We start from the raw sequence: 26,861 nt of genomic DNA, 5'->3' as shown, positions 1-26,861 counted from the left end.
CTCACAACGGCTCAGGACAGCCGTACGCGCGGGTCGATGAAGGCGTAGGCGGCGTCGACGACGATGTTGCACAGCAGGATCACGGCGGCCGCGAAGAGCATCACGCCCAGCAGCAGCGGCAGATCGCTGAACTGCACCGACTCCACCGCGAGATGCCCGAGTCCGGGCAGTCCGAAGGTGTACTCGGTGATGATCGCGCCGCCGAGCATCGAGGACAGGTCGATGCCGAGGATGGTGACGATCGGGATCAGGGAGCCGCGCCAGGCGTACCGGAAGAAGACGTACCGCCGGCTCATGCCCTTGGCGCGGGCGGTGCGGATGTGCTCCTCCTGGAGCTGTTCGATCATCGAGGAGCGCGCCATACGGGTGTACTGCGCCGCGAAGATCGTGGAGAGCACCACCCAGGGGATGATCAGCCCGGTGAACCAGGCGACGGGGTCCGCGGTCAGCTCGGTGTACCGGGGCTCGTCGAAGAGGTGCGTCTGGTAGACCAGCACGGCGAGCGCGAGCGGGCCCAGGAAGTAGATCTGCATCGAGCTGAGCACCATGGAGCCCGCGGTGAAGGACTTGTCGACCAGCGTCCCGCGCCGCCAGGCGGCCAGCATCCCGGTGCCGAGACCGACGAAGAGGAAGACGACGGTGGCGCCGAGCGCGAGCGAGACGGTGAGCGGCAGCCGGTCCATCAGGGTCGACCAGACCTGCTCGTTGGTGTGGTACGAGTAGCCGAAACAGGGGGCGGGGCAGGGCCCCTGGGCGAAGTCGTCCCGGCCCATGACGAGACCCTGGAGGAAGATCCAGAACTGTTCGGGGATCGACTTGTCGATGCCGAGGGTGCGGTGGATGTTCTCCAGCGCGTCGGGCGTGCAGGTCTTGCCGCACATCAGCAGCGCCGGGTCACGGGGCATGCCGAAGAAGAGCAGGAAGGCGACGACGGTCAGCAGGACCAGGATCACGATCGAGCCGAGGGTCCGGCGAAGGAGGAAGCGCAGCATCTCAAGGGCAGCTTTCGGACTCGAGGGCCGTGCGGCGAGGTGCGCCCCGTCACGGGACGGGGCGCACCGGGCACCGCGCTCGGGAAGGGCTACTTCACGAACAGCCTGCGCGGGTCGACGCCGCCGATGACGTCGTCGTACACGAGGCCGCCGATGTTGGCACCGGCGATCTGGGTCTGCTTGTAGTAGGCCGTCGGGATGTTGGAGACGACGTCCTTCACGATGTACTCGTTGATCGCGTTCCAGGCCTCGGCGGCCTTCACCGGGTCGGTGATGGTGGACGCCTTGTCGATGTCCGCGTTGACCTTGTCGTCGTTGATGTGCGAGTAGTTCGCCGCGCCGTCCTGGATCTGGCGGCCGTCGTACAGCGGCGGGATGACGGTCGAGGCGCTCGGCCAGTCCGCGCCCCACGCGGTGTGGTAGATGTCGAAGTTGTTCTCGACCTTGCCGACCTGGTCGTAGTAGGTCTCGGCCGGGATCTCCTGGCGCTGGACGTCGAAGCCGGCCTTCTCCAGGCCCGCCGCCATGGCGGTGGAGTACTGCTGGCCCTCGGGGGTGTTGATGTAGCCGAAGGTCAGCTTCAGGCCCACCTTGCCGGCCTTCTCCAGCAGTTCCTTGGCCTTGACCGGGTCGCCGGCGGGCTTCTTCTTCTTGCCGAAGGGGTCGAAGTTCGGGTTGTAGCCGGAGACGGTCGGGCTGATCAGACCGCCGGCCACCTCGCGGGCCGCGGCGCCGCCGTAGGCGCGCACGAACGGGGTGATCGGCAGGGCGTAGGCGATGGCCTCGCGGACCGTCTTGTTCTGCATCTCCGGGTGGGTGAGGTTGATGTCGATCTGGCCCACGTACGGCTGGTAGCCGGAGATGGTGCGGGACTTCAGGGACGCGTCACCGAGGATCTTGGACAGGTTGCCCGCGTCGACCTCGTTGTTGAAGCTGACCGCGGTGGCGTTGGCGCCGGAGCCGTCGAGGATCGCCTTGGTGGAGTCCTCGAACTGCTTGTTGAAGGCGATGGCGAACCGGTCGACGTACTGGTGCCGGATCGGGTCGGTGTTCGGGTCCCAGTTGGTGTTCTTGACCAGCGTCATCGACTTGCCGGACTTGAACTCCTGGATCTTGTACGGGCCCGCCGTCATCGGGGACTTGTCGTACTTCTCCTTGGTGTCCTTCGCCTCGGAGACGATCGAGTAGCCGGCCATGGCGAGCGCGTACGGCAGGTCCGGCTTGGCCTTCTTGAACTTGAAGACGATCGTTTTGGCGTCCGGTGTCTCCAGGACGGTGTCCGGCAGGTGCTTGCCCTTGTACGGGCCGTCCTTCAGCAGATCGCGGTACGCGGTGCCCGGTGTGTCGGCGAGCCACTGCTGGATGAAGGTCGGGCCGTTGGCGACGAACGGCGCGAAGAGCCGCTCGAAGGTGTGGCGCACGTCGGTGGCGGTGATCGCGGAGCCGTCGGCCCACTTGATCCCGTCCTTCAGCGTGTACGACCAGGTCTTCCCGCCGTCCGACGTCTTGCCGCTGTCGGTGGCCAGGTCGCCGACGACCTCGTGCTTCTTGCCGTCGTCGCTGGTCGCCTTGTAGCCGGTCAGGCCTCTGTGGATCAGCTGCGACAGGGCCATCTCGTCGGAGACGTAGATCTGCGCGGGATCGAGGTGCGCGTAGCTGTCGCGCTGGAGCACCGTGACCGTGCCGCCCGGCTTGGCGCCGGGAACCTCGGCGGCCGGGCCGGTCGAGGCCTTGGCGTCACCGAAGTCGATGGACGACTGCTGCCGTTGGGCGTTCTCCTTGTCCTCCTTGTTGTTGCCTTCCTTGCTGCCGCCCTCGCTGCATCCGGAGAGCACGAGCGCTCCCGCCGCGACGAGGGACAGCGCGGCATACGCGCGGCGTCCACCCTTACCCATCACTCGTTTCCCACCCATCTCTGTGAGTTCAGCAGTGCGTGATGTGCGGGTCAGCGCGCCGTCTTGGGGTCGAAGGCGTCCCTGACCGAGTCCCCGAGCAGGTTGAACGCCACGATGAAGATGATCATCGAGACGCCGGGGAAGAACATGTAGGTGATGTCGTTCTGCATCACGAGTTCGGTCGCCGCCTTGGAGAACATCTGGCCCCAGTCCGGCGTCGGTTCGACCAGTCCCACGCCGAGGAAGGACAGACCGGCCTCGGCGGTGACGAAGTTCGGCAGCATGTAGGTGGCCTGCACCAGGATCGGTGTGACCACGTTGGGCAGGATCTCCTTGCGGATGATCCGTCCCGGGGGTGCCCCGCTCACCTTGGCGGCCTCGATGAACTCCCGTTCGCGCAGGGCGAGGCTGGTGCCGCGCAGGATGCGGCCGAGGCTCATCCAGCCGAGGAACCACTGCACCGCGATCAGCGCGACGACCCGGACGTAGACGGGTGTCTCGTCGCGCGGGCTGACGAAGAGGGAGACCACGACCGGCATGCTCGCGATGAAGAAGAGCTGGGCCGGGATGGCGAGCAGGAAGTCGATGACCCGGCTGATCAGGAAGTCCGTCCGGCCGCCGAGATAGCCGGCCGCGACCCCGAGGACGATGCCGGTGAGCACGGTGGCGAGGGTCACCGCCAGGGAGATGCCCAGGGAGTTGCGGATGCCGTAGAGCAGCTTGGTGAAGACGTCGTAGCCGTTGCCGGGTTCGAGGCCGAACCAGAACTCGCCGCTGATGCCGCCGTTGGGCTGCACCGGGACGCCCGCGCTGTCGAAGAGTTCCGGCCGTTCGTCCGCGTAGACGGTGTACGGGTTCTTGCCGTAGAGCTGGGAGATCAGCGGGGCGAGCAGTCCGACCAGGAAGAAGAGGATCACGACGTAGGCCGAGATCACGCCCGCGCGGTCGCGCTTGAAGCGGAGCCACATCAGCTGGCCGGGGGACCGGCCGACGGGCACCCGGGTCCCGGTCTCCGCCGTCGGCTCGGTGTCGCCGTCGACGAGGACCGGGGTGCCGCCGCCCTCGATGTCGGTAGAACTCGTCACAGTTCGCCCATTTCACAGGTGTGGGTGTGCCGAACGGCGACCTGCGCGGGTGAGGCGCGATCGCTGCCCGGTGGCACGACGGGACGTCGGATCACGCCCGGACGGGGGCGTAAACCCACAGCCGGACGCGCGTAGCCGCACGACCGCGCGGGGCGGCCGGGCTCAAGCTCAGTGACAGGTACTGCGGACCGGGACGAACGGGCCGGATATCAGATGCAGGGACAGCATGGGACTCCTCCTCGTGACTCCACGTGTTCACCAACAGGAGGGGGCGCTCGTCTGTCCTCCGACACCCCTGACGGAGGGTCAGACACCCCCTGGTGCTCGTGAGTCGGCGCTGTCCCCACAGCGCGAGACCCATTGACCCGAGCGCTACGCGGCTAACTATCTGACATGGGCCTGGTGCCGACCACTGTCTTTAAATCTCAATTCAGTCACAGCTGCCGCTTAGATCTTCCAAAATCCGGACAAACACTCTGTCGCGAGAAGGGCGCGAAACGGACTTGTTACATGGGTATCGGTCGACGATCTCCGCATTACGGACAGTTGGTCCCAGTCACCCCATCAAAAAGGGGTTGCAAAAAGCCCGGGCACCCCCACCATGGGGGCACCCGGGCTCAAGTCGCCGGCGATCAGCCGTTCTTGACCGGTGATCAGCCGTGCTTGGCGCGGCTCGCGGTGCGGGCGCGGTCACGCTGGTCGAGCACGACCTTGCGGATGCGAACCGCCTCCGGGGTCACCTCGACGCACTCGTCGTCGCGGCAGAACTCCAGGGACTGCTCCAGGGAGAGCTTGCGCGGCGGGACGATCGCCTCGAACGAGTCGGCCGACGACGACCGCATGTTCGTGAGCTTCTTCTCCTTGGTGATGTTCACGTCCATGTCGTCGGAGCGCGAGTTCTCGCCGACGATCATGCCCTCGTACACCTCGGTGCCGGGGTCGGTGAACAGCACGCCGCGCTCCTGGAGGTTCGTCATCGCGAACGCGGTGACGGCGCCGGAGCGGTCGGCGACGAGCGAGCCGTTGTTACGGGTCGTCAGCACACCGAACCAGGGCTCGTGGCCCTCGTGGATGGAGTGGGCGATGCCGGTGCCGCGCGTACCGGTCAGGAACTCGGTACGGAAGCCGATCAGACCGCGGGACGGAACCACGAACTCCATACGGACCCAGCCGGAACCGTGGTTGGACATGTTGTCCATCCGGCCCTTGCGGACGCCCATGAGCTGCGTGACGGCGCCCATGTGCTCCTCGGGCACGTCGATCGTCATGCGCTCGACGGGCTCGTAGACCTTGCCGTCGACGTCCTTGGTGACGACCTGCGGCTTGCCGATGGTCAGCTCGAAGCCCTCACGGCGCATCTGCTCGACCAGGATGGCCAGCGCCAGCTCACCGCGGCCCTGCACCTCCCAGGCGTCGGGGCGCTCGGTGTCCAGGACGCGCAGCGAGACGTTACCGATCAGCTCGCGGTCGAGGCGGTCCTTGACCTGGCGGGCGGTGACCTTGCGGTCCTTGACGGCGGCCTTGTTGTCGGCGCCCTTGCCGGTGCCGCCCCGGCCGACCAGCGGCGAGGTGTTGGTACCGATCGTCATGGAGATCGCCGGCTCGTCGACCGTGATCAGCGGCAGCGCGATCGGGTTCTCGGGGTCGGCGAGGGTCTCGCCGATCATGATGTCCCCGATACCGGCGACGGCGCAGATGTCGCCCGGGCCGGCCACCTCGGCGGGCTTGCGGGTGAGCGCCTCGGTCATCAGCAGCTCGGTGATGCGGACGTTCGACATCGTGCCGTCACGCTTGATCCACGTGACGGTCTGGCCCTTGCGCAGCTCGCCCTGCTCCACCCGGAGCAGCGCGATACGGCCGAGGAAGTTGTCGGCGTCCAGGTTGGTGACGTGCGCCTGCAGCGGGGCGGCCTCGTCGTACTCCGGGGCGGGGACGTGCGACAGGATCGTGGAGAAGAACGGCTCCAGGCTGTCGCTGTCGGCCGGGACGGTGCCGTTCTCCGGCTTGGTCAGCGACGCGACACCGTCACGCGCGCAGGCGTAGACGATGGGGAACTCGATCTGGTCCTCGTCGGCGTCGAGGTCGAGGAAGAGGTCGTACGCCTCGTTGACGACCTCGTCGATGCGCGAGTCGGGACGGTCCGTCTTGTTGATGCACAGGATGACGGGCAGACGGGCCTGGAGCGCCTTGCGCAGCACGAAGCGGGTCTGCGGCAGCGGGCCCTCGGAGGCGTCCACGAGCAGCACGACCGCGTCGACCATGGACAGGCCGCGCTCGACCTCACCGCCGAAGTCGGCGTGGCCGGGAGTGTCGATGATGTTGATGGTGATGACGTCGCCGCCATCCTTCGGGTGGTACTTCACGGCCGTGTTCTTGGCCAGGATCGTGATGCCCTTCTCACGCTCCAGGTCGTTCGAGTCCATCATGCGGTCGTCGAGCGACTCGGCGGCGTGCGCGGCGAAGGCGCCGGCCTGCTTCAGCATGGCGTCGACGAGGGTCGTCTTGCCGTGGTCGACGTGGGCGACGATGGCGACATTGCGGATGTCGTGGCGCGTGGCCATATTGCGGCGATCTCCCGGAGTGTGAGGAGGGCCCCCTGCGTACATCTGCGTTACGCGGGCCCTGCCGGGCTTGACATGCCACGGCCTCACCCCATGTTACGTGGCTTCGGGGGTGATGGCCTCCGCGGGGTCGCCGCCGCGGGCCGCGGCGGGTGCATCGGCCCACGTCAGCGCCTTTTTCGACGGATCCGACGGGAGGGGCCCTAGGAGGGGCTCACGGACGGCTCGGCGCCCTTCTTCAGGAAACCCATGTCCTCGTAGACCGGGGTCTGGAATCCGAAGGCGCCGGCGTTGGCGATGTTCTTCCTGGCGGCCGTGAGCTGGGGGCGCTGGTAGAGAGGAATCGATCCGGCAGCGGCCCAGATCCGGGCGTCGGCCTTGCGGATCAGGGACCGCTCCTCTTCCTGGTCGAGCGTGGAGACCGCCCGGTCGAACAACTGATCGACCTGGTCCGTGCCGACCCGGGTGTAGTTCTGCTCGACGCTCAGCGAGCCGTCCGCGGCGGGCACCGGCTTGGCGTAGATCGGCCGGGCGTCGGTGGCCGGGAAGGCGGAGCCGGGCCAGGAGTACAGCGCGAGGTCGTACTCACCGGACGCCACGTGGTCCTTGAAGTAGCTCTCGTCGGAGACCTTCACGGTCTCGGTACGGATACCGACCTTCTCCAGCATCCGCGAGATCCGCCCGGCGACCAGGCGCAGGGAGTCCGAGCCGGGCCCGGACGGCAGCACGAACCGCAGGCTGAGCGCCTTGCCGTTCTTGGCCAGCGCCCCGGCGGCGGCACCGGCCGGCGCGGCGGTGCCCTTCGGGGCGTAGGCGCCGGGGGCGCCGCCCTGGTGGGGGTGCTTGTACTGCTTGCCGTCCTGGGCGAGGTCCTTGTCGCCGTCGCTCCCGCGCGGCGCCTTGCCGTCCTGGCCGACGATGTACGTCCCGTCGTCACCGCCCCGCGAATCGTCCCCGTCGGACTTCTTGCCGTCGGACTTCTTCCCGTCGCCCTTCTCGCCCTCGCCCTTCTTCCCCTCCGACTCCTTCCGTCCTTCCGACGTCTTCCCTTCCGACGTCTTCCCTTCCGTCTTCCCTTCCGTCTTCCCTTCCGACTTCTCTCCCGAGTCGTCCCCGGAGCCCTCTTCGGAGTCCTCCCCGTCGCCGGACTTCTTCCCTTGCGACCCGGCCGCCTTCTCGCCCTTCTTCTCCTCCGTGACCGGGCCCCCGGCCACCCAGCCCGCGTCCGCGAGCAGCGCCTGCGCCTCCGCCGTGTCCTGGCCGCCGAGCGCGTCGCTGTTGTCCGCGTACGCCTCCTGCCCGGCGAGCGCCAGATGGCTGCCGACGGGCACCGCCGGCAGCCCCAGCGGCTTCAGGACCAGCTCGGCCAGCGCCTCGCGGTCCAGGGCCCGGGCGACCGCCCGCCGCACCCGCTCGTCCGCGAGCGGCCCGTCGGCGCCGTTCAGGGCCAGCTGGGTGTACGCCGGCTCCAGCGACCTGCGGACCTCGAAGCCGGTCAGCGCCTTCCCGGCGGTGCGCCGTGCGCCGGAGCCGGACGCCGGTCCGGCCGCGCCCTCGGCGGCGCCCCTCGCGGCGCCCTCGATGCGCCGCGCGGCGGACGGGTCGATCTCGGCCAGATCGATCTTCCCGGCGGCCAGCGCGGTCTCCCGCTTCTGGCGGGGCACGGCCTTCAGCACGATCTCGGACAGCTTGGCCCGCTGCCCCCACCAGCGCGGATTGCGGGTGAGCCGCACCTGGTCGTTCTTGCGGTCGACCTTCTTCACCACGAACGGCCCCGCGGTCACCTTCAGCCTGCGCCGCGCCCCGTCGTTGAACGAGTCGGGGGTGCCCATCACCTGTTTGGGGTAGAGCGGCGAGAACAGCGACTGCCAGTCGGAGTAGGGCCGGGCGAAGGTGACCCGGACCTCCAGGTCGTTCTCGCCGCGCTCGATCTTCTCGATGCGGTCGTAGCCGGCGTTGCGAGCCGTCCAGTAGGCGCTGTCCTTCCCCGACAGGGCACGCCACTGGGCGGCGAAGTCGGCGGCGCCGATCTCCCGGCCGTCGCTCCAGACGGCCTGCTGGTTGAGCTTGTAGAGCACGACCTGCTTGGGCTCGGTGTCGACGACCGAGGCGGACTCCAGGTAGTCGGGATTGCGCCGGGCCCGCCCCGTCTCGTCGATCCGGTAGAGGGACGGCAGCACGGCCTGGGCGACCCGGGTGGTCGTGGTGTCGGCGTCCGACTGGAAGGTGTTGAAGGTCTCCGGGACGGTGTCCACGGCCCAGCGCAGCGTGCCGCCGTCGGCGATCAGGGCGCGGCCCGCCGGGGCGATGTCCTGGCCGGCCAGGGGCTTTCCGGCCTCGTCGTCGGAACCGCAGCCGGCCAGCAGGGGCACCGCGAGCGCGCCCGCGGTGAGGAAGGCGACCGAGCGCATGACCGCGCGCAGTCCGACGCCGTCGTAGGACATCTCTGGTACCTCCGGGGGAGCCGCTGCCGCCGGTGACACGGGCGCGATTGGGTGCGTTCTGATCACGTTTGGCGGTATTTTGGAGTTGATCAGATCTACGGCCCACTGAAGAGGAAAGGGTTCGCCTGCCGGGAGCGACACGGCGGCGGGCGGCCGTAAGGCCACCCGTGCGGAGCAAAGCACCCGCCAATCGCTGCACACGCCTTCACAGCGACAGGCGTGACGCGCAACACTCGCAGGCGCATGAACGTTGCCGTCCAGGGCACAGCCGCCCACAGAAGCGAGGTCACGTCATGTCCGTGCACGACGACCTGACTACGGTCCAGCGCTGCCTCGAGGACCTCTCCCGGTCCGTCGGCCGTCTGGAGCAGCAGCTCGGCAGCGGCGGTCTGGAGATGCGCCGCGTCCGCACCGACGCCGCCCACCTCCGGGAGAGTGTCGCGCTGCTGCGCGACGCGGCCGCGCAGCCCGCCGCGCCCCGCAAGCCCGAGCTGGTCACCATCCCCGACACCCCGTACGACGACTCCCTCTGGATCGACACGGACGACGAGGGACTCGGCGCCCGGGACCGTCACGCCCCCTGAGAACCCACACCGACCGGAGTCCTGCATTGGCCACTGGTACGGAACCCTCCACCGATCCCCATCCCACGGGCGGCGTGCGCGGCGCGGGACGCGCCGCGATCGCCGCCCCCCATCTGCGGACCGACCGCTGGTGGCTGGCCCCCGCCGCCACCGCAGCCGGTCTGCTGGCGTTCATCGTCTACTCGACCTGGCGGGCCTTCGCGAACGCCGACTACTACGCGGCGCCGTACGTGTCGCCGTTCTACTCGCCCTGTCTGGCCGAGAACTGCGACACCATGCGGGCCGGGCCCAACGCGGAGATCTTCGGCGGGTGGTGGGGCATCTCGCCCGCGATCATCATCCTGATCTTCCCGCTCGGCTTCCGCCTGACCTGCTACTACTACCGCAAGGCCTACTACCGCAGCTTCTGGGCCTCGCCGCCGGCCTGCGCGGTGGCCGAGCCGCACGCGAAGTACACCGGTGAGACCCGCTTCCCGCTGATCCTCCAGAACATCCACCGGTACTTCTTCTACGCCGCATCGTCGTCGCCGGGATCCTGACCTACGACACCGTGCTCTCCTTCCGCGACGAGCACTACAACTGGGGTCACATGGGTCTGGGCACCCTGGTCTTCCTGGTCAACATCACGCTGATCTGGGCGTACACGATCTCCTGCCACTCCTGCCGGCACATCGTCGGCGGCAAGCTGAAGCACTTCTCCCGGCACCCCGTGCGGTACCGGGCGTGGCAGTTCGTCGGGAGGCTCAACGCCCGTCACATGCTGCTGGCGTGGGCGTCGCTGGTGAGCGTGGCGCTCGCCGACTTCTACGTGTACCTGGTCGCGTCCGGTGTCTTCGACGATCCGAGGTTTTTCTAGATGAGTGGGGCCTGCTGATGTCCGTGGTCGACCGCCAGGAGTGGGACGTCGTCGTGGTCGGCGCGGGGGGTGCCGGGCTGCGCGCGGCCATCGCGGCCCGCGAACGCGGCGCCCGTACGGCCGTGATCTGCAAGTCGCTGTTCGGCAAGGCGCACACCGTGATGGCCGAGGGCGGGATCGCGGCGGCGATGGCCAACGTCAACGAGCACGACAACTGGCAGGTCCACTTCCGCGACACCCTGCGCGGCGGCAAGTTCCTCAACCAGTGGCGGATGGCCGAACTGCACGCCCGGGAAGCCCCGGACCGGGTGTGGGAACTGGAGACCTGGGGCGCCCTGTTCGACCGGACGAAGGACGGCCGGATCTCCCAGCGGAACTTCGGCGGCCACGAGTACCCGCGCCTCGCGCACGTCGGCGACCGGACGGGCCTGGAGCTGATCCGCACCCTCCAGCAGAAGATCGTCGCCCTCCAGCAGGAGGACCACCGCGAGACCGGCGACTACGAGTCCCGGCTGAAGGTCTTCCAGGAGTGCACGGTCACCCGGGTCCTCAAGGACGCATCGAAGGTCGGCGGCGTCTTCGCCTACGAGCGCGAGACCGGCCGGTTCTTCGTCCTCCAGGCGCCCTCCGTGGTGATCGCGACGGGCGGTATCGGCAAGTCCTTCAAGGTCACGTCGAACTCGTGGGAGTACACCGGCGACGGCCACGCCCTGGCGCTGCTCGCGGGCGCGCCCCTGCTCAACATGGAGTTCGTGCAGTTCCATCCGACGGGCATGGTCTGGCCGCCGTCGGTGAAGGGCATCCTCGTCACCGAGTCGGTGCGCGGCGACGGCGGGGTGCTCAGGAACTCCGAGGGCAAGCGGTTCATGTTCGACTACGTCCCGGACGTCTTCAAGGAGAAGTACGCCGAGTCGGAGGAGGAGGGCGACCGCTGGTACGAGGACCCGGACCACAACCGGCGCCCGCCCGAGCTGCTCCCCCGTGACGAGGTGGCCCGCGCGATCAACGCCGAGGTGAAGGCGGGCCGGGGCTCCCCGCACGGCGGGGTCTTCCTGGACGTGTCGACGCGGATGCCCGCCGAGGTCATCCGGCGCCGGCTGCCCTCCATGTACCACCAGTTCAAGGAGCTGGCCGACGTCGACATCACGGCGGAGGCGATGGAGGTCGGTCCGACCTGCCACTACGTGATGGGCGGCATCGCGGTCGACTCCGAGACGGCGGCGGCGCGCGAGGTGCCGGGGCTGTTCGCGGCCGGTGAGGTGGCCGGCGGCATGCACGGCTCCAACCGGCTCGGCGGCAACTCCCTCTCCGACCTGCTGGTGTTCGGCCGCCGGGCGGGACTGCACGCGGCCGAGTACGCGGCCGGGCTCGGCGACGGCCGCCCGGTCGTGGACGACGTCCAGCTCGACACGGCCGCCGCCGAGGCCCTGCGTCCCTTCTCCGCCGAGGCCGAGGCGCAGAACCCCTCCGCGGGCCCGCCGGAGAACCCGTACACCCTCCACCAGGAACTCCAGCAGGCCATGAACGACCTGGTCGGCATCATCCGCCGGGAGGGCGAGATGGAGCAGGCCCTGGAGAAACTCGCCGACCTGCGGGTACGGGCCCGGCGGGCCGGGGTGGAGGGCCACCGGCAGTTCAACCCGGGCTGGCACCTCGCGCTCGACCTGCGGAACATGCTGCTGGTCAGCGAGTGCGTGGCCCGGGCCGCGCTGGAGCGCACCGAGTCGCGCGGCGGGCACACCCGCGAGGACCACCCGACGATGGACCGGGGGTGGCGCCGGATCAACCTGCTGTGCCGGCTCACCGATCCGACCGGCGCGCTCGCGGCCACCGACCCGGTGCACGGCCAGATCGACCTCGTACGGGAGACCACCGACCCCATCCGCCCCGACCTGCTCTCCCTCTTCGAGAAGGAGGAGCTGGTCAAGTACCTCGCCGAAGAGGAGCTCTACGAGTGAGCAGCTACGAGGCCCGCTTCAAGGTGTGGCGCGGCGATGCCGAGGGCGGCGGCCTGGAGGACTTCGCGGTCGAGGTGAACGACGGCGAGGTGGTCCTGGACATCATCCACCGGCTCCAGGCCACCCAGACGCCCGATCTCGCGGTCCGCTGGAACTGCAAGGCGGGCAAGTGCGGTTCGTGCTCGGCGGAGATCAACGGACGGCCCCGGCTGATGTGCATGACCCGGATGTCGGTGTTCACCCGGGACGAGACGATCACGGTGACCCCGCTGCGCGCCTTCCCGGTGGTCCGCGACCTGGTGACGGACGTCGGCTTCAACTACCGCAAGGCGCGGGAGGTGCCGGCCTTCGTCCCGCCGGAGGGGGTCGGACCCGGCGAGTACCGGATGTTCCAGGAGGACGTGGACCGCTCGCAGGAGTTCCGCAAGTGCATCGAGTGCTTCCTGTGCCAGGACACCTGCCATGTGGTGCGCGACCACGAGGAGAACAAACCGGCGTTCGCCGGCCCGCGCTTCCTGATGCGGGTGGCCGAGCTGGACATGCATCCGCTGGACGCGTCCGAGGAGTCCGGCCTGGACCGCAGGCGCACGGCCCAGGACGAACACGGTCTCGGCTACTGCAACATCACCAAGTGCTGCACGGAGGTGTGCCCCGAGGGGATCAAGATCACCGACAACGCCCTGATCCCGCTGAAGGAACGGGCGGTCGACCGCAAGTACGACCCCCTGGTCTGGCTGGGGAACAAGATCTCGCGGCGGACCTGAGGAGAAGCCGCGCGAGGCCCCGCGAGGGGGCGTGCCTCACACGGGGCCGTGGGGCGCGCGCCTCACGCCCCCGCGCGCAGATAGCCCGAGTGCGCCACCTGGCCGAGGAAGGTGAACCGGGTGTCGGTGGCCATGTGCTTCTCGAACGCCTCCTTGATGCCCGGCCACTTGGGATGCCCGAAGTCGTCCAGCACCACGATCCCGCCGGGCGCGACGATGGTCTCCGCCCACTCCAGGTCCGCCGCGACCCCCGCGGCGGAGTGGTCGCCGTCCACGACGACGACACCGTAGGAGCGGTCGGAGACCAGGGCGCGCACCTCGGGGTCCTCGGAGAAGCCCTGCTGGATCCGGGCGGCGGCGCCGGCCGGGCCCACCAGGCTCAGATTGGTGCGCACCGCGGCCTCCCGCACGGGGGTGCCCGAGGCGTCGTCGCCCATGGTGGCGCCGGGCTGCAACTGCGTTCCGGCGAGCGGGTCGACGATCGTCAGCCGCGGGTCGCGTCCGGCCTTCTCCATCATCCGGATCAGGGACGCGCCGAACATCCCGTACAGGGTGCCGATCTCCAGGATCTCGTCGTTCGGCGGATCCAGCAGCGGTACGGCGGAGAGCTTGCCGACGATGTTCATCGTGCCGCCGGCGATCCGGCCGACGCCGAGTGCCTCCATGGCGATGAGCAGCCGGAACGCCTGGGCGACGGTGCCTTCGGCACGCTCCTCGTTCCCCGTCACCTCGGCCAGTTCGGCGATCGTCCGGTTGAGGTGGGGCGCGGACGGCAGCCGGGACGCGCCGCGCCCGGTCCCGTCGAAGAACAGTTCCAGGGGGCGCTGGCGGTTGCGCAGCTTCTTCAGCTCCTGCGCCGCGTCCGACGGTGCGGCCGCGGCGGCGCCCGCGCCGTTGTTCCCGATCATGCGCCGGACCTGGCGCTCGATGCGCCGGTCGATGAGTTCGGCCACCGGGCGCAGCGCGCTGCGGACGGCCTTGCTGGTGAGTAGCGATCGCATCAGTGGGTGACCCTCACAGGGATAGGAGATGTGGACGCTAGGGCGCACACAGGCCTGGCACAACCAACGGACGTGCCCCTGGAGGGAAAACCCGGATGACACATGGGCGACGGGACGGCTACGGCCGCGGCACGGTCCCCGCGCACCCGGCCAGCTCCAGCGCCCGGCGCAGATTGGACTCGGCGATCTCCCGCATGGGCGCGGGGTCGGGGAAGTCGCCGTCCAGCAGCCGCAGCGGGCCCGCGACCAGCGAGAGGTGCATGGCGAGGCGGTAGAACTCCAGCCGGGCCTCGTCGAGACCGGGGGCGCGCAGGGCGTCGTACCAGGGGCCGAAGCGCAGGTCCAGGAAGACGTGCTCGCGCTCCACGTCGGCGTACTCCAGGCCCTCGACGTCGATCAGGACCGGCTCGCCGTCCTCGGTCAACAGGACGTGGTCAGGCCCGAGTTCGCCGTGGATCAGCGAGCGGGCGGAGCGCGGGCGGACGGTGTCGCGCAGTTCCCGCACCCGCTCCGTCAGCCGGTCGCGGGCCTCCCGGACCCGCCGGTCGCGCGCGGACACCTCGTCGATGTCGCGGACGGCCCGGTCGGCGACGGCCCGCACACCGGGACCGCCGGGCACCGGGCCGCGCTCCTCGCCGGCGGCGCGCATCACGGCGAGCATCCCGGCCAGCCGCTCCAGGGCCGCGCGGCCCCCGGCCGGGTTCTCGCGCAGCGCGTCCTCCAGGGTGCCGCCGGTGACGTCCTCCACGACGGCCGCGGCGACCGGGAGGTGCGCGCCGTCGTCGTCGGCGAGAAGCAGCCGGGGGACGCGGACGCCGAGGCCGGTCAGCCGGGCGTGGGCCGACCGGAACCGGGCGAGGCCCGCGGCGCCGGAGCGGCTGCCGGCGCCGTCCGCTGCGGGCGGGGCCCAGTAGTCCTCCTGCGGGGACCAGACGTAGGCGATCGCCGTGGAGCCGTCGTCGAAGGCGAGCCGGTAGACGCCCTTGCTGGTGCCGCCGGTGAGCCGGGTGGCGGCGAGGAGCGCGCGGTGCCCGCCGACCGCCGCGCGGGCGAGCGGGGCGAGGTCGGCGGCGGTCAGCTGCTGTCGTCGGGGGTGCGATGTGGTCATCCCGCCGAGTCTTCCGTGTCCGCGCTCACCTGACCCAGCCCTTTTCGTACGCCGTCCAGTCGGTCTCGGAGGCCGCGAAGTCGACGTACGCCGCCACGCCGAAGTTCTTCCGGTCGGCGTCCGTACGGGACAGGCCGAGGCGCACGCCCCGGACGGCGGCGGCGACGGTCTCGGCGTGGGCCCAGTGACCGAAACGGTTCTCCTTGTAGAACGGCAGGCCCATCAGCAGGTCGGTGGAGGGCGGGGTGACCTCCAGGGCCAGGGAGGTCTGCTGGGCGACATAGCCGCCGTAGGTGCTCTCCAGCGGTTGCAGGGTGTCGTACGACATCACCGCGATCTGGTCGACGCGTCGGGCGACCTGGCCGAAGAACCGCTGCGACCACCACTTGGGGTGGCCGGTGGTGGTGCCCCAGAAGGAGTGGAAGCCGGGGACGGGGTCGATCTGGTGGGCGGCGACGGAGAGCTGGGCGCCGCGGGAGCGGGTGAGGTCGCGCAGGGAGTCGAGGAGGGTGAGGTAGTCGCGGTCGCCGGAGTGCAGCGGTTCCAGGTCGAAGTGGGTGCCCTCGAAGCCGGTGTCGAGGATCTGGCGGGCGGAGCGCACGACGGCCGCCCGGGTCCCGGCCTTCTCCAGCCGCATGCCGTGCGGGCTCTCGGAGGCGAGCACATCACCCAGCCAGGCCTGCACCCGGACGCCGGGCGCCTCCCGGTGGATCGCGTCGATGAACCAGGCCGCCCTGGGGTAGGCCGACGCGGGCAGCGTGCCGTCGTGCTCCAGGGGCCCGGAGTGCACGTACAGGTCGCGCATGCCGGTGTCGCGCAGCCGCTCGGCCAGCGCCTCGACGTCGGCGTCGGTCTTGCGCCCGTCGACCCAGGCGTGTCCCAGCCAGACCGCGTCCTTCCCCCGGGTGTACGTGCCGTCCGCCGGATCGCCCAGGTAGTTCACGCCGAGGGCGATCTGGGAGGCGAGGACCGGGGCGAGGAGCAGCAGGACACCGCCGAGGGCCCAGCGGCGCAGACGGCGACGGCGACGCCGGGGCGCCGGCGGCTCCGGCTCCGCTCCTTCTTCCGGTCCCGGCGCCTCCGGTTCCCTGGCCTCCGGTTGAGCCGCCTCCGGTTGCGCCGCCTCCGGTTCTGTCCCTTCCGGTTCTGTCCCTTCCGGTTGCGCCGCCTCCGTTTCCGTCCCCTCCGGTTCCTTCGCCTCCGTGTCCGTGACCTTGTCGGTCTCCATCCCCGTTTTCCCCTTCTGTGGTGCCCCGCCCCACCGTCCCCGCCTCGGGCGCATCCCGGTCGCGTGGCCGCATTCGCGGCCATACGCTCCGAAATGTGACGTCATCCTTGCCCCGAGGCCGGCCGCGGCGTGTCCCCTCCCACATATCCGTGCGGGTGGCTCATGCCCTGGTGGGCGGTGCGGCCGGGCTGGTGTGGCTGGTGTTGCCGTGGATGACGTCGGAGAACGACGCGCCGGTTGCGATCAAGGAGCCAGGGGCCACCGCGAGCGCCGCCGCGGCCGACCCCGCGGACGAGTCGTCCGGCGCCGATCTCGTGCTCCCGGTGGTCGCGGTCGGCGCGGCGGGCGCGCTCGCCGGGTACGGGTACATACGCCGGGTCCGGCGCACCCGCGACCGGACGACCCCCGGCGGGGCGAGCGGCCCACCGCCCCCGGGCTCGTCGCCGCCGCTCGCCGGACCCGACGAGGAGGCCCAGCGGGCCCTCGTACGGGCCGACGACCGGCTGCGGGCCGGGCGCGGCGAACTCGCTTTCGCGGAGGCGCGGTCCGGTGCGGGGGCCGTGGCCCCCTTCCGGGCGGCGTGGGAGGAGGCCGAGCGCGAGTGGGCGGCCGCGGCCCGGATGCGGCAGCGGTACGACCACGGCGAGCCGGCGGAGGACGCGGCCCGGCGGCACGCGCTCGCCGGGATCGTCGGGCGGTGCGAGGAGGCGGGGCGGCGGATGGACGCCGTGGCGGGGGACTTCGCGCGGCTCAGGGGGCTGACCGAGGAGGCCGCAGGACCTGGCGGGGTGTCCGCCGCGGAGACGGCGGTCGGGGTGGCGGAGGAACGGTTCCGGGAGCTGGCCGGGCGCACCCGGGCCGTCGACGCCGTCCTCGACGGGCTGCGCGCCCGGTACGCGCCCACCGCGACCGCGGCATTCGTCGGGAACGTCGAACAGGCCAGGGACCGGCTCGTGTTCGCCACCGTCCGGCTCAACCAGGCGCGGCAGTCCGCCGACGCGGGGGACGCGGAGCGGGCGGCGCGCCGGCTGCGGGCCGCCGAGGGGGCCGTGGCCCAGGCGGCCGTCCTCCTCGACGGGATCGACCGGCGGGCGGACGAGCTGCGGACGGCCGAGCGGACCGTCCCGGCCGTGCTCACCGGGGCGCAGGCGGAGCTGGCGCGGGTGCGCCGGGAGGCACCGGCGGACGATGTGCCGGCGGGCGAGCTGTCCTCCCGGCTGCGGAACGCGGACGCCGTCCTGGCCTCCGTACGGCAGGAGATCACCGCGCGGCAGCCGTACGACCCGCAGGCCGTCCTGCGGCGGGTCGTCCGGGCGGTCGGGGCGGCCGTCCCGGGGCGGGGCGGGGTGCTCGCGGCCGCCGCGCTGATGGTGGCCCGTGCCTCGGTGGCCGCCGCGGACGACCAGGTCGCCACGCACCGGGGTGCGGTGGGCGCCACGGCCCGCACCAGGCTGGCGGAGGCCCGGCGGCTGCTCGCGGACGGCGACCCGGCGGACCGGGCGCCCGCCGACGCGCTCGCCCTGGAGGCGCTGGACCTGGCCGAGCGGGATGTGCGGGCGCACGGCAATCCCTACGCGGGGCCGGAGGTCACGGCCGGGACGGGTGGGGCGGTCCTCGGCGGGATCGTCCCCGCCGAAGACCCCGAGGAGGGTCCGCCGGCGGGTTTCTGACCCGCCGCCGACTCCTGCTCAGAACAGGCTCAGCAACGCCTCCGCCGGATCCATCAGGCCCGTCTCCCCGTCCGGCAGCGGCAGTTCGAACCACACCGTCTTGCCGCGCGGGGTGCGCCGGGAGCCCCAGGCCGCGCTGAGCAGGCCGACGAGCTGGAGGCCGCGGCCGCCCTCGTCGGTGTCGCGCGCCCTGCGGCGGCGCGGCTGGACCAGGCCCGCGTCCCAGACCTCGCACACCAGGGTGCGGTCCAGCAGCAGCCGCAGTCTGATCTCGCCCTCGCCGTACCGCAGCGCGTTCGTGACCAGCTCGCTGACCAGGAGTTCCGTCGTGTCCACGAGGGGTTCCAGGTCCCAGGAGAGCAGCTGGCCGCGCGCGTACTCCCGGGCCCGGCCCACACTGCGCGGCTCGCGCGGCAGCGTCCAGTCGCCGACGGACTCGGTGGGCAGGCCCTGTACACGTGCCATCAGCAGGGCGATGTCGTCCTCGCCGTGGTGCGTGTCGAGGGTGTTGAGGACGTGGTCGCAGACGTCCTCCAGGGGGCTGGAGGGGTCGGTCAGCGCGCCGACGAACGCCTGGAGGCCCTCGTCCAGCGGGTGGTCGCGGGACTCGACCAGGCCGTCGGTGTAGAGCGCAAGGAGCGCGCCCTCGGGCAGGTCGACCTCCACCTCCTCGAAGGGCTCGCCGCCCACGCCGAGCGGCATGCCGGGCGGCACGTCGAGCATCAGCGCGGGCTCGCCGGGTTCGACGAGGACCGGCGGGAGATGACCGGCGTTGGCGAAGGTGCAGCGGCGGGTGACGGCGTCGTAGACCGCGTAGACACAGGTCGCGAGATACACCTCGGACAGGTCGGCCTCGCGGGGGCGGCGGGCGGCGCGGGTGGCCTGCTGGACGCCGCCGGGGGTGCCGAGGCCGCGCGCGATCTCGTCCAGCGCGGAGAGCACTTCGGCCGGTTCCAGATCGAGCAGCGCCAAGGTGCGCACCGCCGTGCGCAGTTCACCCATGGCGACGGCCGCGCGCAGCCCGCGGCCCATCACGTCACCGACCACCAGGGCGGTGCGGTGGCCGGGGAGTTCGATGACGTCGAACCAGTCGCCGCCGACCTCGCTGGGGCGGCCCGTGAAGGCGTTGCCGGGCAGGTAGCGGCAGGCGATGTCGAGGCCGGACGCCACCGGGTCGCCGGGCGGCAGCAGGGACCGTTGCAGTATCAGCGCCCGCTCGTGCTCGCGCCGGTAGAGGCGGGCGTTGTCGATACAGACGGCGGCGCGGGCGGCCAGTTCCACGGCCAGATCGCGGTCCCGGTCGCCGAACGGCTCGCTGCCCTTGGTACGGGAGAACTGCGCGAGGCCGACGACGGTGTCGTGGGCGACCATCGGGACGGCGAGGGTGGACTGCACCAGACCGCCCTCCTCGCCGGGGATGGCCTGCGGCCGGGCGGTGCGCAGGGCGTCCGCGCAGGGCGAGTTGAACGGGAAGTGGTGGACCGCGCCGACCGCGACGGGTGTGCCGCTGCCCGTGAAGGGGGCGTCGGAGACGGCGGACGAGAAGGCGACGCGGCGCAGTTCGGCACTGCCGTCGGCGAGGCCGGGCGGGGTCTCGTCGCCGGCCAGCAGGCCCTGGTAGAGGTCGACGGTGGCCAGGTCGCAGAAGCCGGGAACGACGACGTCGAGGAGTTCGCGCGCGGTCGTCTCCAGGTCGAGGGAGTTCCCTATGCGGGCGCCCGCCTCGTTCAGAAGGGCGAGATTGCGCCGTGCGGCGGCGGCCTCACGGGCGGCGGCGCGGCGGGCGGTGATGTCGGTGCCGAGCCAGGCGACACCGATGGGGCGGCCCGAACCGCTGTGCACGCGGTAGAGGTTGATGGACCAGTGCCGGCGTTCGTCGGAGCCGGGCAGGAACCCGGTGACGTGCATGTCGGTGATGGAGTCGCCGGTCTTCAGGACCCGGCGCAGGGTCGCGGTGACCCGCTCCGCCTCGGGCCGGGGCAGGTAGTCGTGGACGCCTCTGCCGCGGTGGTCGTCGGGGGTGCCGCCGAAGAGGGAGGCGAACCGCTCGTTGGCCCGGCGGACCCGCAGGTCGGGGTCGATCAGCAGGAACCCGAACGGGGATTGGCCGAAAATGGCCTGCGAGGCGGCGAGGTCGGTCTCCATGCTGCGCAGGGTGCGGACGTCGACGACGATGCACACGGCGGCCTTCTCGCCGTCGAGGCTGCGGGTCGGCATGACGTAGACCTCCGCGAGGCCCTGCTCGCCGCGGCCGCCGCCCGCCACCGGGTCCGGCATCCGGAACGGGACCACCCCGGTCCACTCCCGGCCGTCGAGGATCTCGGCCATCTTGCGCTGGCCGCGTTCGCGCAGGTCCGGGTCGATGAAGGCGTCGATCGGGTCCATGCCGAGGGCCCGCTCGGCGGGGATGCCGAAGATCTGCTCGGCGCGCAGGCTCCACTGGTCGACGAGCCCGTCGGGGCCGATCGAGAACGACGCGACCTTGATGTAGTCGTAGATCGAGCCGGGCGGGCTGCTCTGCCACATGGCGTCGCCGGGTGTCTCCCCGTCCGCGAGGCCGCCGTGCGCGGCGTCGGCGGCGAGCATGCCCGCGGCCTCCGCCCTCGCGCCGCCCGACGGGTCCTCGGACTCCGTGGCCTTCGCTGGTATCTCGCTCACGCGAACCGTCCCCTCCAGCTCACCGCGTCCGGCACCGGTCACCGGCGGCGGCTGCCCGCAGTATCCAGCACTACGGGTCCGCACGACACGGTGTTCACGATCACAGCACGGTCCAGGCGTTTTTTGGCCCGTTCCGCGACAACACTTCCAGTCTTCTAACCAGCGGGCACCAGGTCGAATCACACCTTCCGGGACCGGTCGGCGATCGGGGCCGGAAGGTGGGCGGCCGGGCCCCCGTCGTACCCCGGCTCATCCCCGCGCGAGGGCCCGTCAACCCGGCACCGTCAACTCGAACCACACCGTCTTCCCGGCACCGCCGGGACGGCTGCCCCACCGGCGCGAGGAGGAGGCCACCAGCTGGAGTCCGCGGCCGCTCTCGTCCTCGGGCCGGGCGGCGCGTTCGCGGGGCGGGTCCGGTACCGGGTCGGAGACCTCGACCAGCAGCACGCGCTCCAGTCCCGCGGGACGGACCAGCCGGACGCCGATGGGGCCGCTGGCGTGCCGCAGGGAGTTGGTGACCAGCTCGCTGACCAGCAGTGCCGCCACATCGCCCAGGCTGTCGAGACCCCAACCGCTCAACTGGCTGCGCACCGCGCCCCGTGCGGTGCGCACCGCTCCGGGATCCGCGGGGAACGTCCACTCGGCGCGGTCGCCTTCGGTGTCGATCACGCCGATCACTTCCCAGGCCAGCGAGTACACCCATGTCCGGTTTCGTGGGGTTAATGGGCACATACCCGATATCCGGGAGCGATTACCGCGCGGAAGGGCGCACTGTGGCACGAACGGCACACCGCGCACCCTCCGCACTCCGGGGGCGGTGCGCGGACCGGACGGCCGCGCCCCCGCCGCGCCCCGGCCGGGGGGAAGCTCAGCGGGTGCGTGTGCCCAGGCGGGTCAGGACCTCGCGCACCGCCGGGACGTCCTGGTCGAGCCAGGGGACGTCCCAGATCCGGTCCGGGGTGAGCCAGCGGAGTTCGTCGTGGTCCTCGAGGGGGGCGGGGGCGGCCGAGCCGGGACGCAGGGAGGCGGTCCACACCTGGAGGACGTAGGGGGGCCGCAGGGGCCACTCCCCCGGGACACGCTCGACCGGTTCGGCGTCGACGCCGAGTTCCTCACGGAGCTCACGGACGAGGGCCGCCTCGGGGCGCTCGCCGGGCTCGACCTTGCCGCCGGGCAGCTCCCAGCGGCCGGCGAGTTCGGGGGGCGCGCTGCGGCGCGCGGCGAGCAGGCGGCCGCCGTCGAGCAGGGCGGCCCCGACCACCACGATCCGTTCCGTCATGCGCCGGAGCCTACGGGACTCCGGCACACGTCAGTTCCGCGCGCCGTCCCCGTTCTGGGCCGGGGACGGACCCTGGGTCTGGCTGATCCGCTCGACCCAATAAAGCTGCTTGTGACCACGGCTGTCGAGGCTGTCCGCGATCTTCTGAGCCTCGGCCCGGGTCGCGTACCGGCCCACGCGGTAGCGATTGCCGTTGTCGTCCTGCCGTATGACGAGCCAGGGCAGTGAAATGGTGCCGCCCTCGTTCATCGCGCCCCTCCGCTTCCCGTCCGCGGCTCGCTCCGTACCCCGCCGTCTAAGGAAACCGCAATCCGCATATGCCCGAGCGTACGCCTTACCTTTACACAGCGAATACGGCTTTTCACAAAGAGGTACGCAACCAGCCATGACGCAGGGGGCGCACGGGAGAGAACGCGCCGTGCGAGCGCTGCGACGCATCCGGTCGGCGGGGTGACGGGCACCCTCGGGGCGACCTGCGGGAACGACGGGAAACGACCGGATTCCGACGGCGTGCGCCGGGCCCCGGGGCGGGCGGACGCCCCGGGCGGACGCCCGAAGGGTGTGCGCCGCTCGCCGTCGCGCGCTCCCGCAAGATCCGGCTACCGCACCGGAAGGTGGTACGCGACGCGGAAGCGGTCGGCCGGGACGACCACATCGGCCGTCTCGACCGGGCGGCCCGAGGCGTAGTACGTGCGGTGGACGACCAGCACCACATGTCCCGGGACGCCGCCGAGGGCGAGCAGTTCCTCGGCGAGGCCGGGGCGGGCGCCGACCTCCTCCGTGACGTTGTCCACGATGACGTCGATCCCGCGCATGCGCTCGACGACGCCCATGCCGCCGAGCGGGCCCTCCTCGGGCAGCATGACGGGGGTGCGGCCGGTCACCGCGAGGGGCTCCCAGGAGGTGGAGAGCATCATCGCCTCGCCGGCCTCCCGGAAGACGTACTTGGTGCACATCACGCGGTCGCCGGCCTTGATGCCGAGCCGCTCGGCGACGGCGCCGCTCGCCTCGGACTGTTCGCTGCTGGACTCCCAGGTCCCGCGCACGAGCTCCTCGGCCTGCTCCTGGCGGAACGGGGTGGCGCCGCTCGCGGGGCGGTTCCCGGAGCGGGCGATGCGGCGCGGCACGGGCCGCTCGCGCACATAGGTGCCGGAGCCGGAGCGGCCCTCCACCAGCCCCTCCGCCATCAGCACCTTGCGCGCCTCGAGCGCCACGGTGTCCGAGACGCCGTACTCCTCGCGGATTCTGGCCTGGGAGGGCAGACGGGTGTGCGGTGGCAGCGAGCCGTCGACGATCTTCTGGCGGAGATCACCCGCGACACGCAAGTAGGCCGGCTGCTCACCGAATGTCACGGGCCACTCCCATCAGGTTGTACAGACAGCTACAGCCTGGCAACCGTGGGTTCTCCCGTGCAAGTAAAGGCCAGAGAATCACTCGATGTGATGACAAGTGCCCGCGGGGGGCTTTACGCAGGCACTTTCTCCCCGCTATGGGCGCGATCACACCTCGGCATCACACTTCGAGGCCGCCGGCGTCCTCGCCGCCGCCGTCACCGCCGGAGTCCTCGCCCTCCGCGTCGTACGCGGGCGGGGTGGTGGCCAGGCCCAGAGCCTCGCGGGCGGTGACGGTGGAGTCGCCGTCCACGTAGGCGTAGGCCTTGTCGTAGTGCTCGTAGTACGCGTCGACGTTCGGGGACGTCCCCGCCGCCGTCCACTCCTTCCCGGCCCTGCGCATCTCCTTCACCAGCGCGGCGACGGGCCCGCGGGCGGCGGCCGGCCACGTGTGCGCCTCCAGGGCCTCCGCCCGGGCGTCGGTCGCCTCCGCGACCTCACCGGCCCACACCTGGTTGGCGAGGAGGTCCTCCTCGGCGTAGTCCTCGGGCTCCTCGTACAGGACCTCGTCGACGGCGTTCATCGCCTCGAGGAAGGCCACCTGGTCGGCGTCGAGGGTCGAGGCGTCGGCGCGCAGCGAGCCGGTCAGGGCGGCCGACCCGTCGGTGTGGGAGTAGACGCAGGTGATCTCGCGATCGCCCCAGTCCCAGCTCTCGGCGGTGGGCGTGAGGTAGTAGACGTCGACCTCCGGGGGCAGCGACCAGTGGTCCAGCACGTAGGCGTCCTGAAGGGTCCAGCACTTGTCCTCGGCGATGTCCGTGACCCGGTCGTCGCCGGGGAAGTCGCCGCCGGACAGCGGGACCACGGCGAACACCTCGCCCTCGTGCTCACCGGTGCAGGGCACCTCGTCGACGTCGTAGACGTTCTCGTCGAAGTCCGGGCCCGGGACGTCGAAGCAGTCGCCCTTGGCCAGCGAGAAACTGGAGCCGACCGCGCCCTCCTTGAAGCCCTCCCAGAAGTCGGAGGCGACGTTCGTGGACAGCGACACCACCCACAGGGCGAGCCCCACGGAGGACAGGACCGCGCCCGCGATCGCCATCCCCTTGCCCCGCTCGCCACGCCTCCTGATCTGCACCAGCGCGATGATCCCGAGGATCAGCCCCACGGCCGGCAGGAAGCAGAGGATGCCCAGCACGAGCGCGGCGATGGCGACCCCGTTGACCGGCGAGGGCCGGTTGAAGGGGCTGTACCCCTGACCCCACGTCGGGTAGGGCGGAGCGCCGTACGGGGCCTGCGGCCAGGGGCCGGGGCCCTGCGGGCCGTACGGCTGCCGCCCGTAGGGGTCCTGCGGGTGCGCGCCCTGCGGATACGCGGGCCCGTACGGGTCCTGGGGCTGCTGGGGCCCGGAGGGCGGGGGTATGGACACGGGTACCGTGCTCCTGGTTCGGACGGGTTCGCGGATCTGACGGCGACTCGGTTCGGCCAGTCTCGCAGGGGGCTACGACACCGGATCCGAACCGGCGTACGAGACTGACCGCGACAGTGGCGTCGACTGGCGCATGGTATGCGCGTGACGAGCGGGGACGGAATGGCGGTCGCGAATGCGTCGATCCGGGCGGTGAACGGGCTCACCACCAGGTGGGCGGGGGTACCGGACGGCGGATCGGTCGCGAGCCGCGGGCCCGGCGGGCCCCCCGCGGCGCCCCGCGGTACCGGCACGGCCCCCGTCCATCACGGGGAGCTGTTGCAGGGGATGTTCACCGGCCCCGGGGGTGTTCCGGTGCGGGGGCTGGTCACCCTGCCGTGCCCGCTGTTCACGACCCGGGCGGTCTTCACGCCGTCGGCGGTGGGCGGGGTGAGCGTCTCCCCGCCGTGGAAGCGCAAGGCCGCACGGGCGGCCGGGCTGGCGCTGGGCGGCCTCGCGGCGGGCGGACGGCTGGAGTTGACGGGCGAGGTCCCGCCGGGCCGGGGGTTCGGTTCGTCGACGAGCGATGTGCTCGCGGCCGTACGGGCCGTACGGGACGCCCTCGGCGCCCCGCTGACGGCCCGGGAGGCGGCCCGGCTCGCGGTACGGGCGGAGACCGCCTCCGACGCCCTGATGTTCGAGGACACGACGGTGCTGTTCGCGCAGCGCGAGGGCACCGTGCTGGAGGACTTCGGCCACCGGCTGCCGCCGCTGCGGGTCCTGGGCTTCGGCACCCGCCCCGGCACCCTCGGCGTGGACACCCTCGCCCTGCCGCCACCGGACTACGACGCCACGGAACTCGCCCGCTTCGAACGGCTGCGTGCCCGGCTGCGCGAGGCCCTGCGCACCGGGGACGCGGCGCTGGTGGGCGCGGTCGCCACGGAGAGCGCCCTGCTCAACCAGCGCCGGCTGCCCGTGCCCGCGCTCGGCACACTCCTCGGCGTGGCCCGCTCCTGTGGCGCCCTCGGACTCCAGGTGGCCCACAGCGGCGACCTGGCGGGCCTCCTCCTGGCGCCGGGCACCGGCACCGGCCCCGCCCGGACGCTGCTGCGCCGGGCGGGGGTCGCGGAGTGCTGGGAGTTCACGGCCGGGGGCTGAGGGTGCCCGTCACGTTGCGGTGGATGTCCAGGGCCGCCTCGGGGCGGTTGAGGGTGCAGTAGTGCAGGCCGGGGGCGCCCTCGGCGAGCAGCCGGGTGGCCATGGCGGTGGCGAAGTCGACGCCTATGCGGTGGCCCTCGGCGGGGTTGTCGCGGGCGGCCTCCAGACGGTGCGCGAGGTCCTCGGGGAAGGCCGCGTCGCTGAGTTCGGCGAAGCGGCCGATCTGGCGGACGTCGGTGGCGGGCATGATCTCGGGGATGATCGGGATGTCGCAGCCGGCCGCCGCGACCCGGTCGCGCAGCCGCAGGTAGTCGTCGACGTGGAAGAACATCTGGGTCACGGCGTAGTCGGCGCCGGCCCGGCACTTGGCGACGAAGTGGCGGATGTCGGCGTCCCAGTCGGTCGAGCGCGGGTGGCGCTCGGGGAACGCGGCCACGCCCACCGTGAAGCCGCCCAGTTCCTTGAGCATCCCGACCAGCTGGTAGGCGTACTCGATGCCCTCGGGGTGCGGGACCCAGGGGCCCCGCGGGTCGCCGGGCGGGTCGCCGCGCAGCGCGAGCACGTCACGGACGCCCGCGTCGGCGTACTGGGCGATGACATGGCGCAGTTCGGCCGTGGAGTGGCCGACGGCGGCGAGGTGGGTGACCGGGCGCATGGTCGTCTCACCGGCGATCCGCCGGCTCAGGTCGATGGTGCCGGTGCGGGAGGAGCCGCCGGCGCCGTAGGTGACGGAGACGAACGCGGGGGACAGCGCCTCCACCCTGCGCAGCGCCCGCCACAGGGACGCCCGGCCCTCCTGTGTGTTCGGCGGGAAGAACTCGAAGGACACGCTCGGGTCCGGGCCCCAGGGGGACTCGCGGGTGACCGTGCTCATGGGACTGCCT

Annotated in this window: 20 protein-coding genes and 1 pseudogene; 6 read left to right on the top strand and 15 right to left on the bottom strand. The window is 71.5% G+C overall.

The window, feature by feature from the left end:
- Positions 1-11: 11 nt before the first annotated feature.
- The 5 genes from IE275_RS05455 to IE275_RS05435 all read right to left on the bottom strand — a co-directional run bounded on the left by IE275_RS05455 (position 12) and on the right by IE275_RS05435 (position 8,977).
- Positions 12-992: an ABC transporter permease gene (locus tag IE275_RS05455; RefSeq protein ID WP_189708104.1), complete on the bottom strand. Its 981-nt coding sequence runs from the start codon at positions 990-992 to the stop codon at positions 12-14.
- 89 nt (positions 993-1,081) lie between these two features.
- The gene (locus tag IE275_RS05450) at positions 1,082-2,887 is read right to left on the bottom strand and encodes an ABC transporter substrate-binding protein (protein WP_189708102.1); all 1,806 of its coding nucleotides are present in this window, start codon (positions 2,885-2,887) and stop codon (positions 1,082-1,084) included.
- A gap of 50 nt (positions 2,888-2,937) precedes the next feature.
- The gene (locus IE275_RS05445) at positions 2,938-3,972 is read right to left on the bottom strand and encodes an ABC transporter permease (protein ID WP_189708100.1); all 1,035 of its coding nucleotides are present in this window, start codon (positions 3,970-3,972) and stop codon (positions 2,938-2,940) included.
- 653 nt (positions 3,973-4,625) lie between these two features.
- Positions 4,626-6,533 (bottom strand): translational GTPase TypA, encoded by a 1,908-nt coding sequence (gene typA / locus IE275_RS05440; RefSeq protein ID WP_189708098.1) that lies wholly within the window; start codon positions 6,531-6,533, stop codon positions 4,626-4,628.
- Positions 6,534-6,736: 203 nt separating this feature from the next.
- Positions 6,737-8,977, bottom strand: coding sequence for an ABC transporter family substrate-binding protein (locus tag IE275_RS05435; protein WP_189708095.1), 2,241 nt, complete (start codon positions 8,975-8,977; stop codon positions 6,737-6,739).
- A gap of 293 nt (positions 8,978-9,270) precedes the next feature.
- Between IE275_RS05435 and IE275_RS05430 the strand changes: the two genes are divergently transcribed.
- The 4 genes and pseudogenes from IE275_RS05430 (at position 9,271) to IE275_RS05415 (ending at position 13,139) form a co-directional block, all read left to right on the top strand.
- Positions 9,271-9,561 carry an Rv0250c family protein gene (locus IE275_RS05430; protein WP_189708093.1) on the top strand — a complete coding sequence of 97 codons (291 nt, stop codon included), beginning with the start codon at positions 9,271-9,273 and terminating at the stop codon, positions 9,559-9,561.
- A 26-nt stretch (positions 9,562-9,587) separates the two neighbouring features.
- Positions 9,588-10,417: pseudogene (sdhC, locus tag IE275_RS05425) on the top strand (succinate dehydrogenase subunit SdhC).
- A 17-nt stretch (positions 10,418-10,434) separates the two neighbouring features.
- Positions 10,435-12,375 (top strand): fumarate reductase/succinate dehydrogenase flavoprotein subunit, encoded by a 1,941-nt coding sequence (locus IE275_RS05420; RefSeq protein ID WP_189708091.1) that lies wholly within the window; start codon positions 10,435-10,437, stop codon positions 12,373-12,375.
- Entirely contained in the window at positions 12,372-13,139 is a 768-nt protein-coding gene (locus IE275_RS05415) for a succinate dehydrogenase/fumarate reductase iron-sulfur subunit (protein ID WP_189708089.1), read from the top strand. Before IE275_RS05420 ends, IE275_RS05415 begins: the two co-directional genes overlap by 4 nt.
- Positions 13,140-13,201: 62 nt before the next feature.
- Here IE275_RS05415 and IE275_RS05410 read toward each other — a convergent pair whose 3' ends face one another.
- From IE275_RS05410 to IE275_RS05400, 3 genes are all read right to left on the bottom strand, one after another.
- Complete coding sequence (locus IE275_RS05410) at positions 13,202-14,140, bottom strand: class I SAM-dependent methyltransferase (RefSeq protein WP_189708087.1); 939 nt, start codon at positions 14,138-14,140, stop codon at positions 13,202-13,204.
- A gap of 118 nt (positions 14,141-14,258) precedes the next feature.
- Positions 14,259-15,248 carry a phosphotransferase family protein gene (locus tag IE275_RS05405; RefSeq protein ID WP_189708085.1) on the bottom strand — a complete coding sequence of 330 codons (990 nt, stop codon included), beginning with the start codon at positions 15,246-15,248 and terminating at the stop codon, positions 14,259-14,261.
- Between the two features lie 25 nt (positions 15,249-15,273).
- Positions 15,274-16,476 (bottom strand): glycoside hydrolase family 18 protein, encoded by a 1,203-nt coding sequence (locus tag IE275_RS05400; RefSeq protein ID WP_189708083.1) that lies wholly within the window; start codon positions 16,474-16,476, stop codon positions 15,274-15,276.
- A 155-nt stretch (positions 16,477-16,631) separates the two neighbouring features.
- On the opposite strand from IE275_RS05400, the gene IE275_RS05395 reads away from it, so the two are divergent.
- Positions 16,632-18,146, top strand: coding sequence for a hypothetical protein (locus IE275_RS05395; RefSeq protein WP_308435634.1), 1,515 nt, complete (start codon positions 16,632-16,634; stop codon positions 18,144-18,146).
- An 18-nt stretch (positions 18,147-18,164) separates the two neighbouring features.
- On the opposite strand, the gene IE275_RS05390 is transcribed toward IE275_RS05395, so the two are convergent.
- From IE275_RS05390 to IE275_RS05365, 6 genes are all read right to left on the bottom strand, one after another.
- Positions 18,165-20,804 (bottom strand): SpoIIE family protein phosphatase, encoded by a 2,640-nt coding sequence (locus IE275_RS05390; protein WP_189708081.1) that lies wholly within the window; start codon positions 20,802-20,804, stop codon positions 18,165-18,167.
- Between the two features lie 270 nt (positions 20,805-21,074).
- Positions 21,075-21,503: an ATP-binding protein gene (locus IE275_RS05385; protein ID WP_189708079.1), complete on the bottom strand. Its 429-nt coding sequence runs from the start codon at positions 21,501-21,503 to the stop codon at positions 21,075-21,077.
- Positions 21,504-21,672: 169 nt separating this feature from the next.
- Entirely contained in the window at positions 21,673-22,083 is a 411-nt protein-coding gene (locus IE275_RS05380; RefSeq protein WP_189708078.1) for a (deoxy)nucleoside triphosphate pyrophosphohydrolase, read from the bottom strand.
- 30 nt (positions 22,084-22,113) lie between these two features.
- A complete protein-coding gene (locus IE275_RS05375; protein ID WP_189708075.1) occupies positions 22,114-22,332 on the bottom strand; it encodes an SPOR domain-containing protein in 219 nt (72 codons plus the stop codon).
- 350 nt (positions 22,333-22,682) lie between these two features.
- On the bottom strand, positions 22,683-23,435 hold the full coding sequence (locus tag IE275_RS05370) for a GntR family transcriptional regulator (RefSeq protein WP_189708073.1): 753 nt from the start codon (positions 23,433-23,435) through the stop codon (positions 22,683-22,685).
- A 160-nt stretch (positions 23,436-23,595) separates the two neighbouring features.
- Positions 23,596-24,840 carry a DUF4190 domain-containing protein gene (locus IE275_RS05365; protein WP_189708071.1) on the bottom strand — a complete coding sequence of 415 codons (1,245 nt, stop codon included), beginning with the start codon at positions 24,838-24,840 and terminating at the stop codon, positions 23,596-23,598.
- Between the two features lie 327 nt (positions 24,841-25,167).
- Between IE275_RS05365 and IE275_RS05360 the strand changes: the two genes are divergently transcribed.
- Positions 25,168-25,977, top strand: a complete 810-nt coding sequence (locus tag IE275_RS05360; protein ID WP_229870115.1) for a GHMP family kinase ATP-binding protein — start codon at positions 25,168-25,170, stop codon at positions 25,975-25,977.
- On the opposite strand, the gene metF is transcribed toward IE275_RS05360, so the two are convergent.
- Complete coding sequence (gene metF / locus IE275_RS05355) at positions 25,961-26,851, bottom strand: methylenetetrahydrofolate reductase [NAD(P)H] (protein WP_189708067.1); 891 nt, start codon at positions 26,849-26,851, stop codon at positions 25,961-25,963. The genes IE275_RS05360 and metF overlap by 17 nt on opposite strands.
- Positions 26,852-26,861: the final 10 nt, after the last annotated feature.

Origin of the sequence: Streptomyces phaeofaciens (genome assembly GCF_014648915.1) — a bacterium.
Taxonomy (GTDB): Bacteria; Actinomycetota; Actinomycetes; order Streptomycetales; family Streptomycetaceae; genus Streptomyces; species Streptomyces phaeofaciens.
The sequence above is the reverse complement of the archived record's forward strand: the minus strand, read 5'-3'. Positions and strand labels throughout refer to the sequence as shown.

Bases quoted from the DNA above. Each gene is read 5' to 3' on its own strand.
- IE275_RS05455 (WP_189708104.1), bottom strand. From the start codon at position 992: ATGCTGCGCTTCCTCCTTCGCCGGACCCTCGGCTCGATCGTGATCCTG.
- IE275_RS05450 (WP_189708102.1), bottom strand. From the start codon at position 2,887: ATGGGTAAGGGTGGACGCCGCGCGTATGCCGCGCTGTCCCTCGTCGCG.
- typA (WP_189708098.1), bottom strand. From the start codon at position 6,533: ATGGCCACGCGCCACGACATCCGCAATGTCGCCATCGTCGCCCACGTC.
- IE275_RS05435 (WP_189708095.1), bottom strand. From the start codon at position 8,977: ATGTCCTACGACGGCGTCGGACTGCGCGCGGTCATGCGCTCGGTCGCC.
- IE275_RS05430 (WP_189708093.1), top strand. From the start codon at position 9,271: ATGTCCGTGCACGACGACCTGACTACGGTCCAGCGCTGCCTCGAGGAC.
- IE275_RS05420 (WP_189708091.1), top strand. From the start codon at position 10,435: ATGTCCGTGGTCGACCGCCAGGAGTGGGACGTCGTCGTGGTCGGCGCG.
- IE275_RS05410 (WP_189708087.1), bottom strand. From the start codon at position 14,140: ATGCGATCGCTACTCACCAGCAAGGCCGTCCGCAGCGCGCTGCGCCCG.
- IE275_RS05405 (WP_189708085.1), bottom strand. From the start codon at position 15,248: ATGACCACATCGCACCCCCGACGACAGCAGCTGACCGCCGCCGACCTC.
- IE275_RS05400 (WP_189708083.1), bottom strand. From the start codon at position 16,476: ATGGAGACCGACAAGGTCACGGACACGGAGGCGAAGGAACCGGAGGGG.
- IE275_RS05380 (WP_189708078.1), bottom strand. From the start codon at position 22,083: ATGACGGAACGGATCGTGGTGGTCGGGGCCGCCCTGCTCGACGGCGGC.
- IE275_RS05375 (WP_189708075.1), bottom strand. From the start codon at position 22,332: ATGAACGAGGGCGGCACCATTTCACTGCCCTGGCTCGTCATACGGCAG.
- IE275_RS05360 (WP_229870115.1), top strand. From the start codon at position 25,168: ATGTTCACCGGCCCCGGGGGTGTTCCGGTGCGGGGGCTGGTCACCCTG.
- metF (WP_189708067.1), bottom strand. From the start codon at position 26,851: ATGAGCACGGTCACCCGCGAGTCCCCCTGGGGCCCGGACCCGAGCGTG.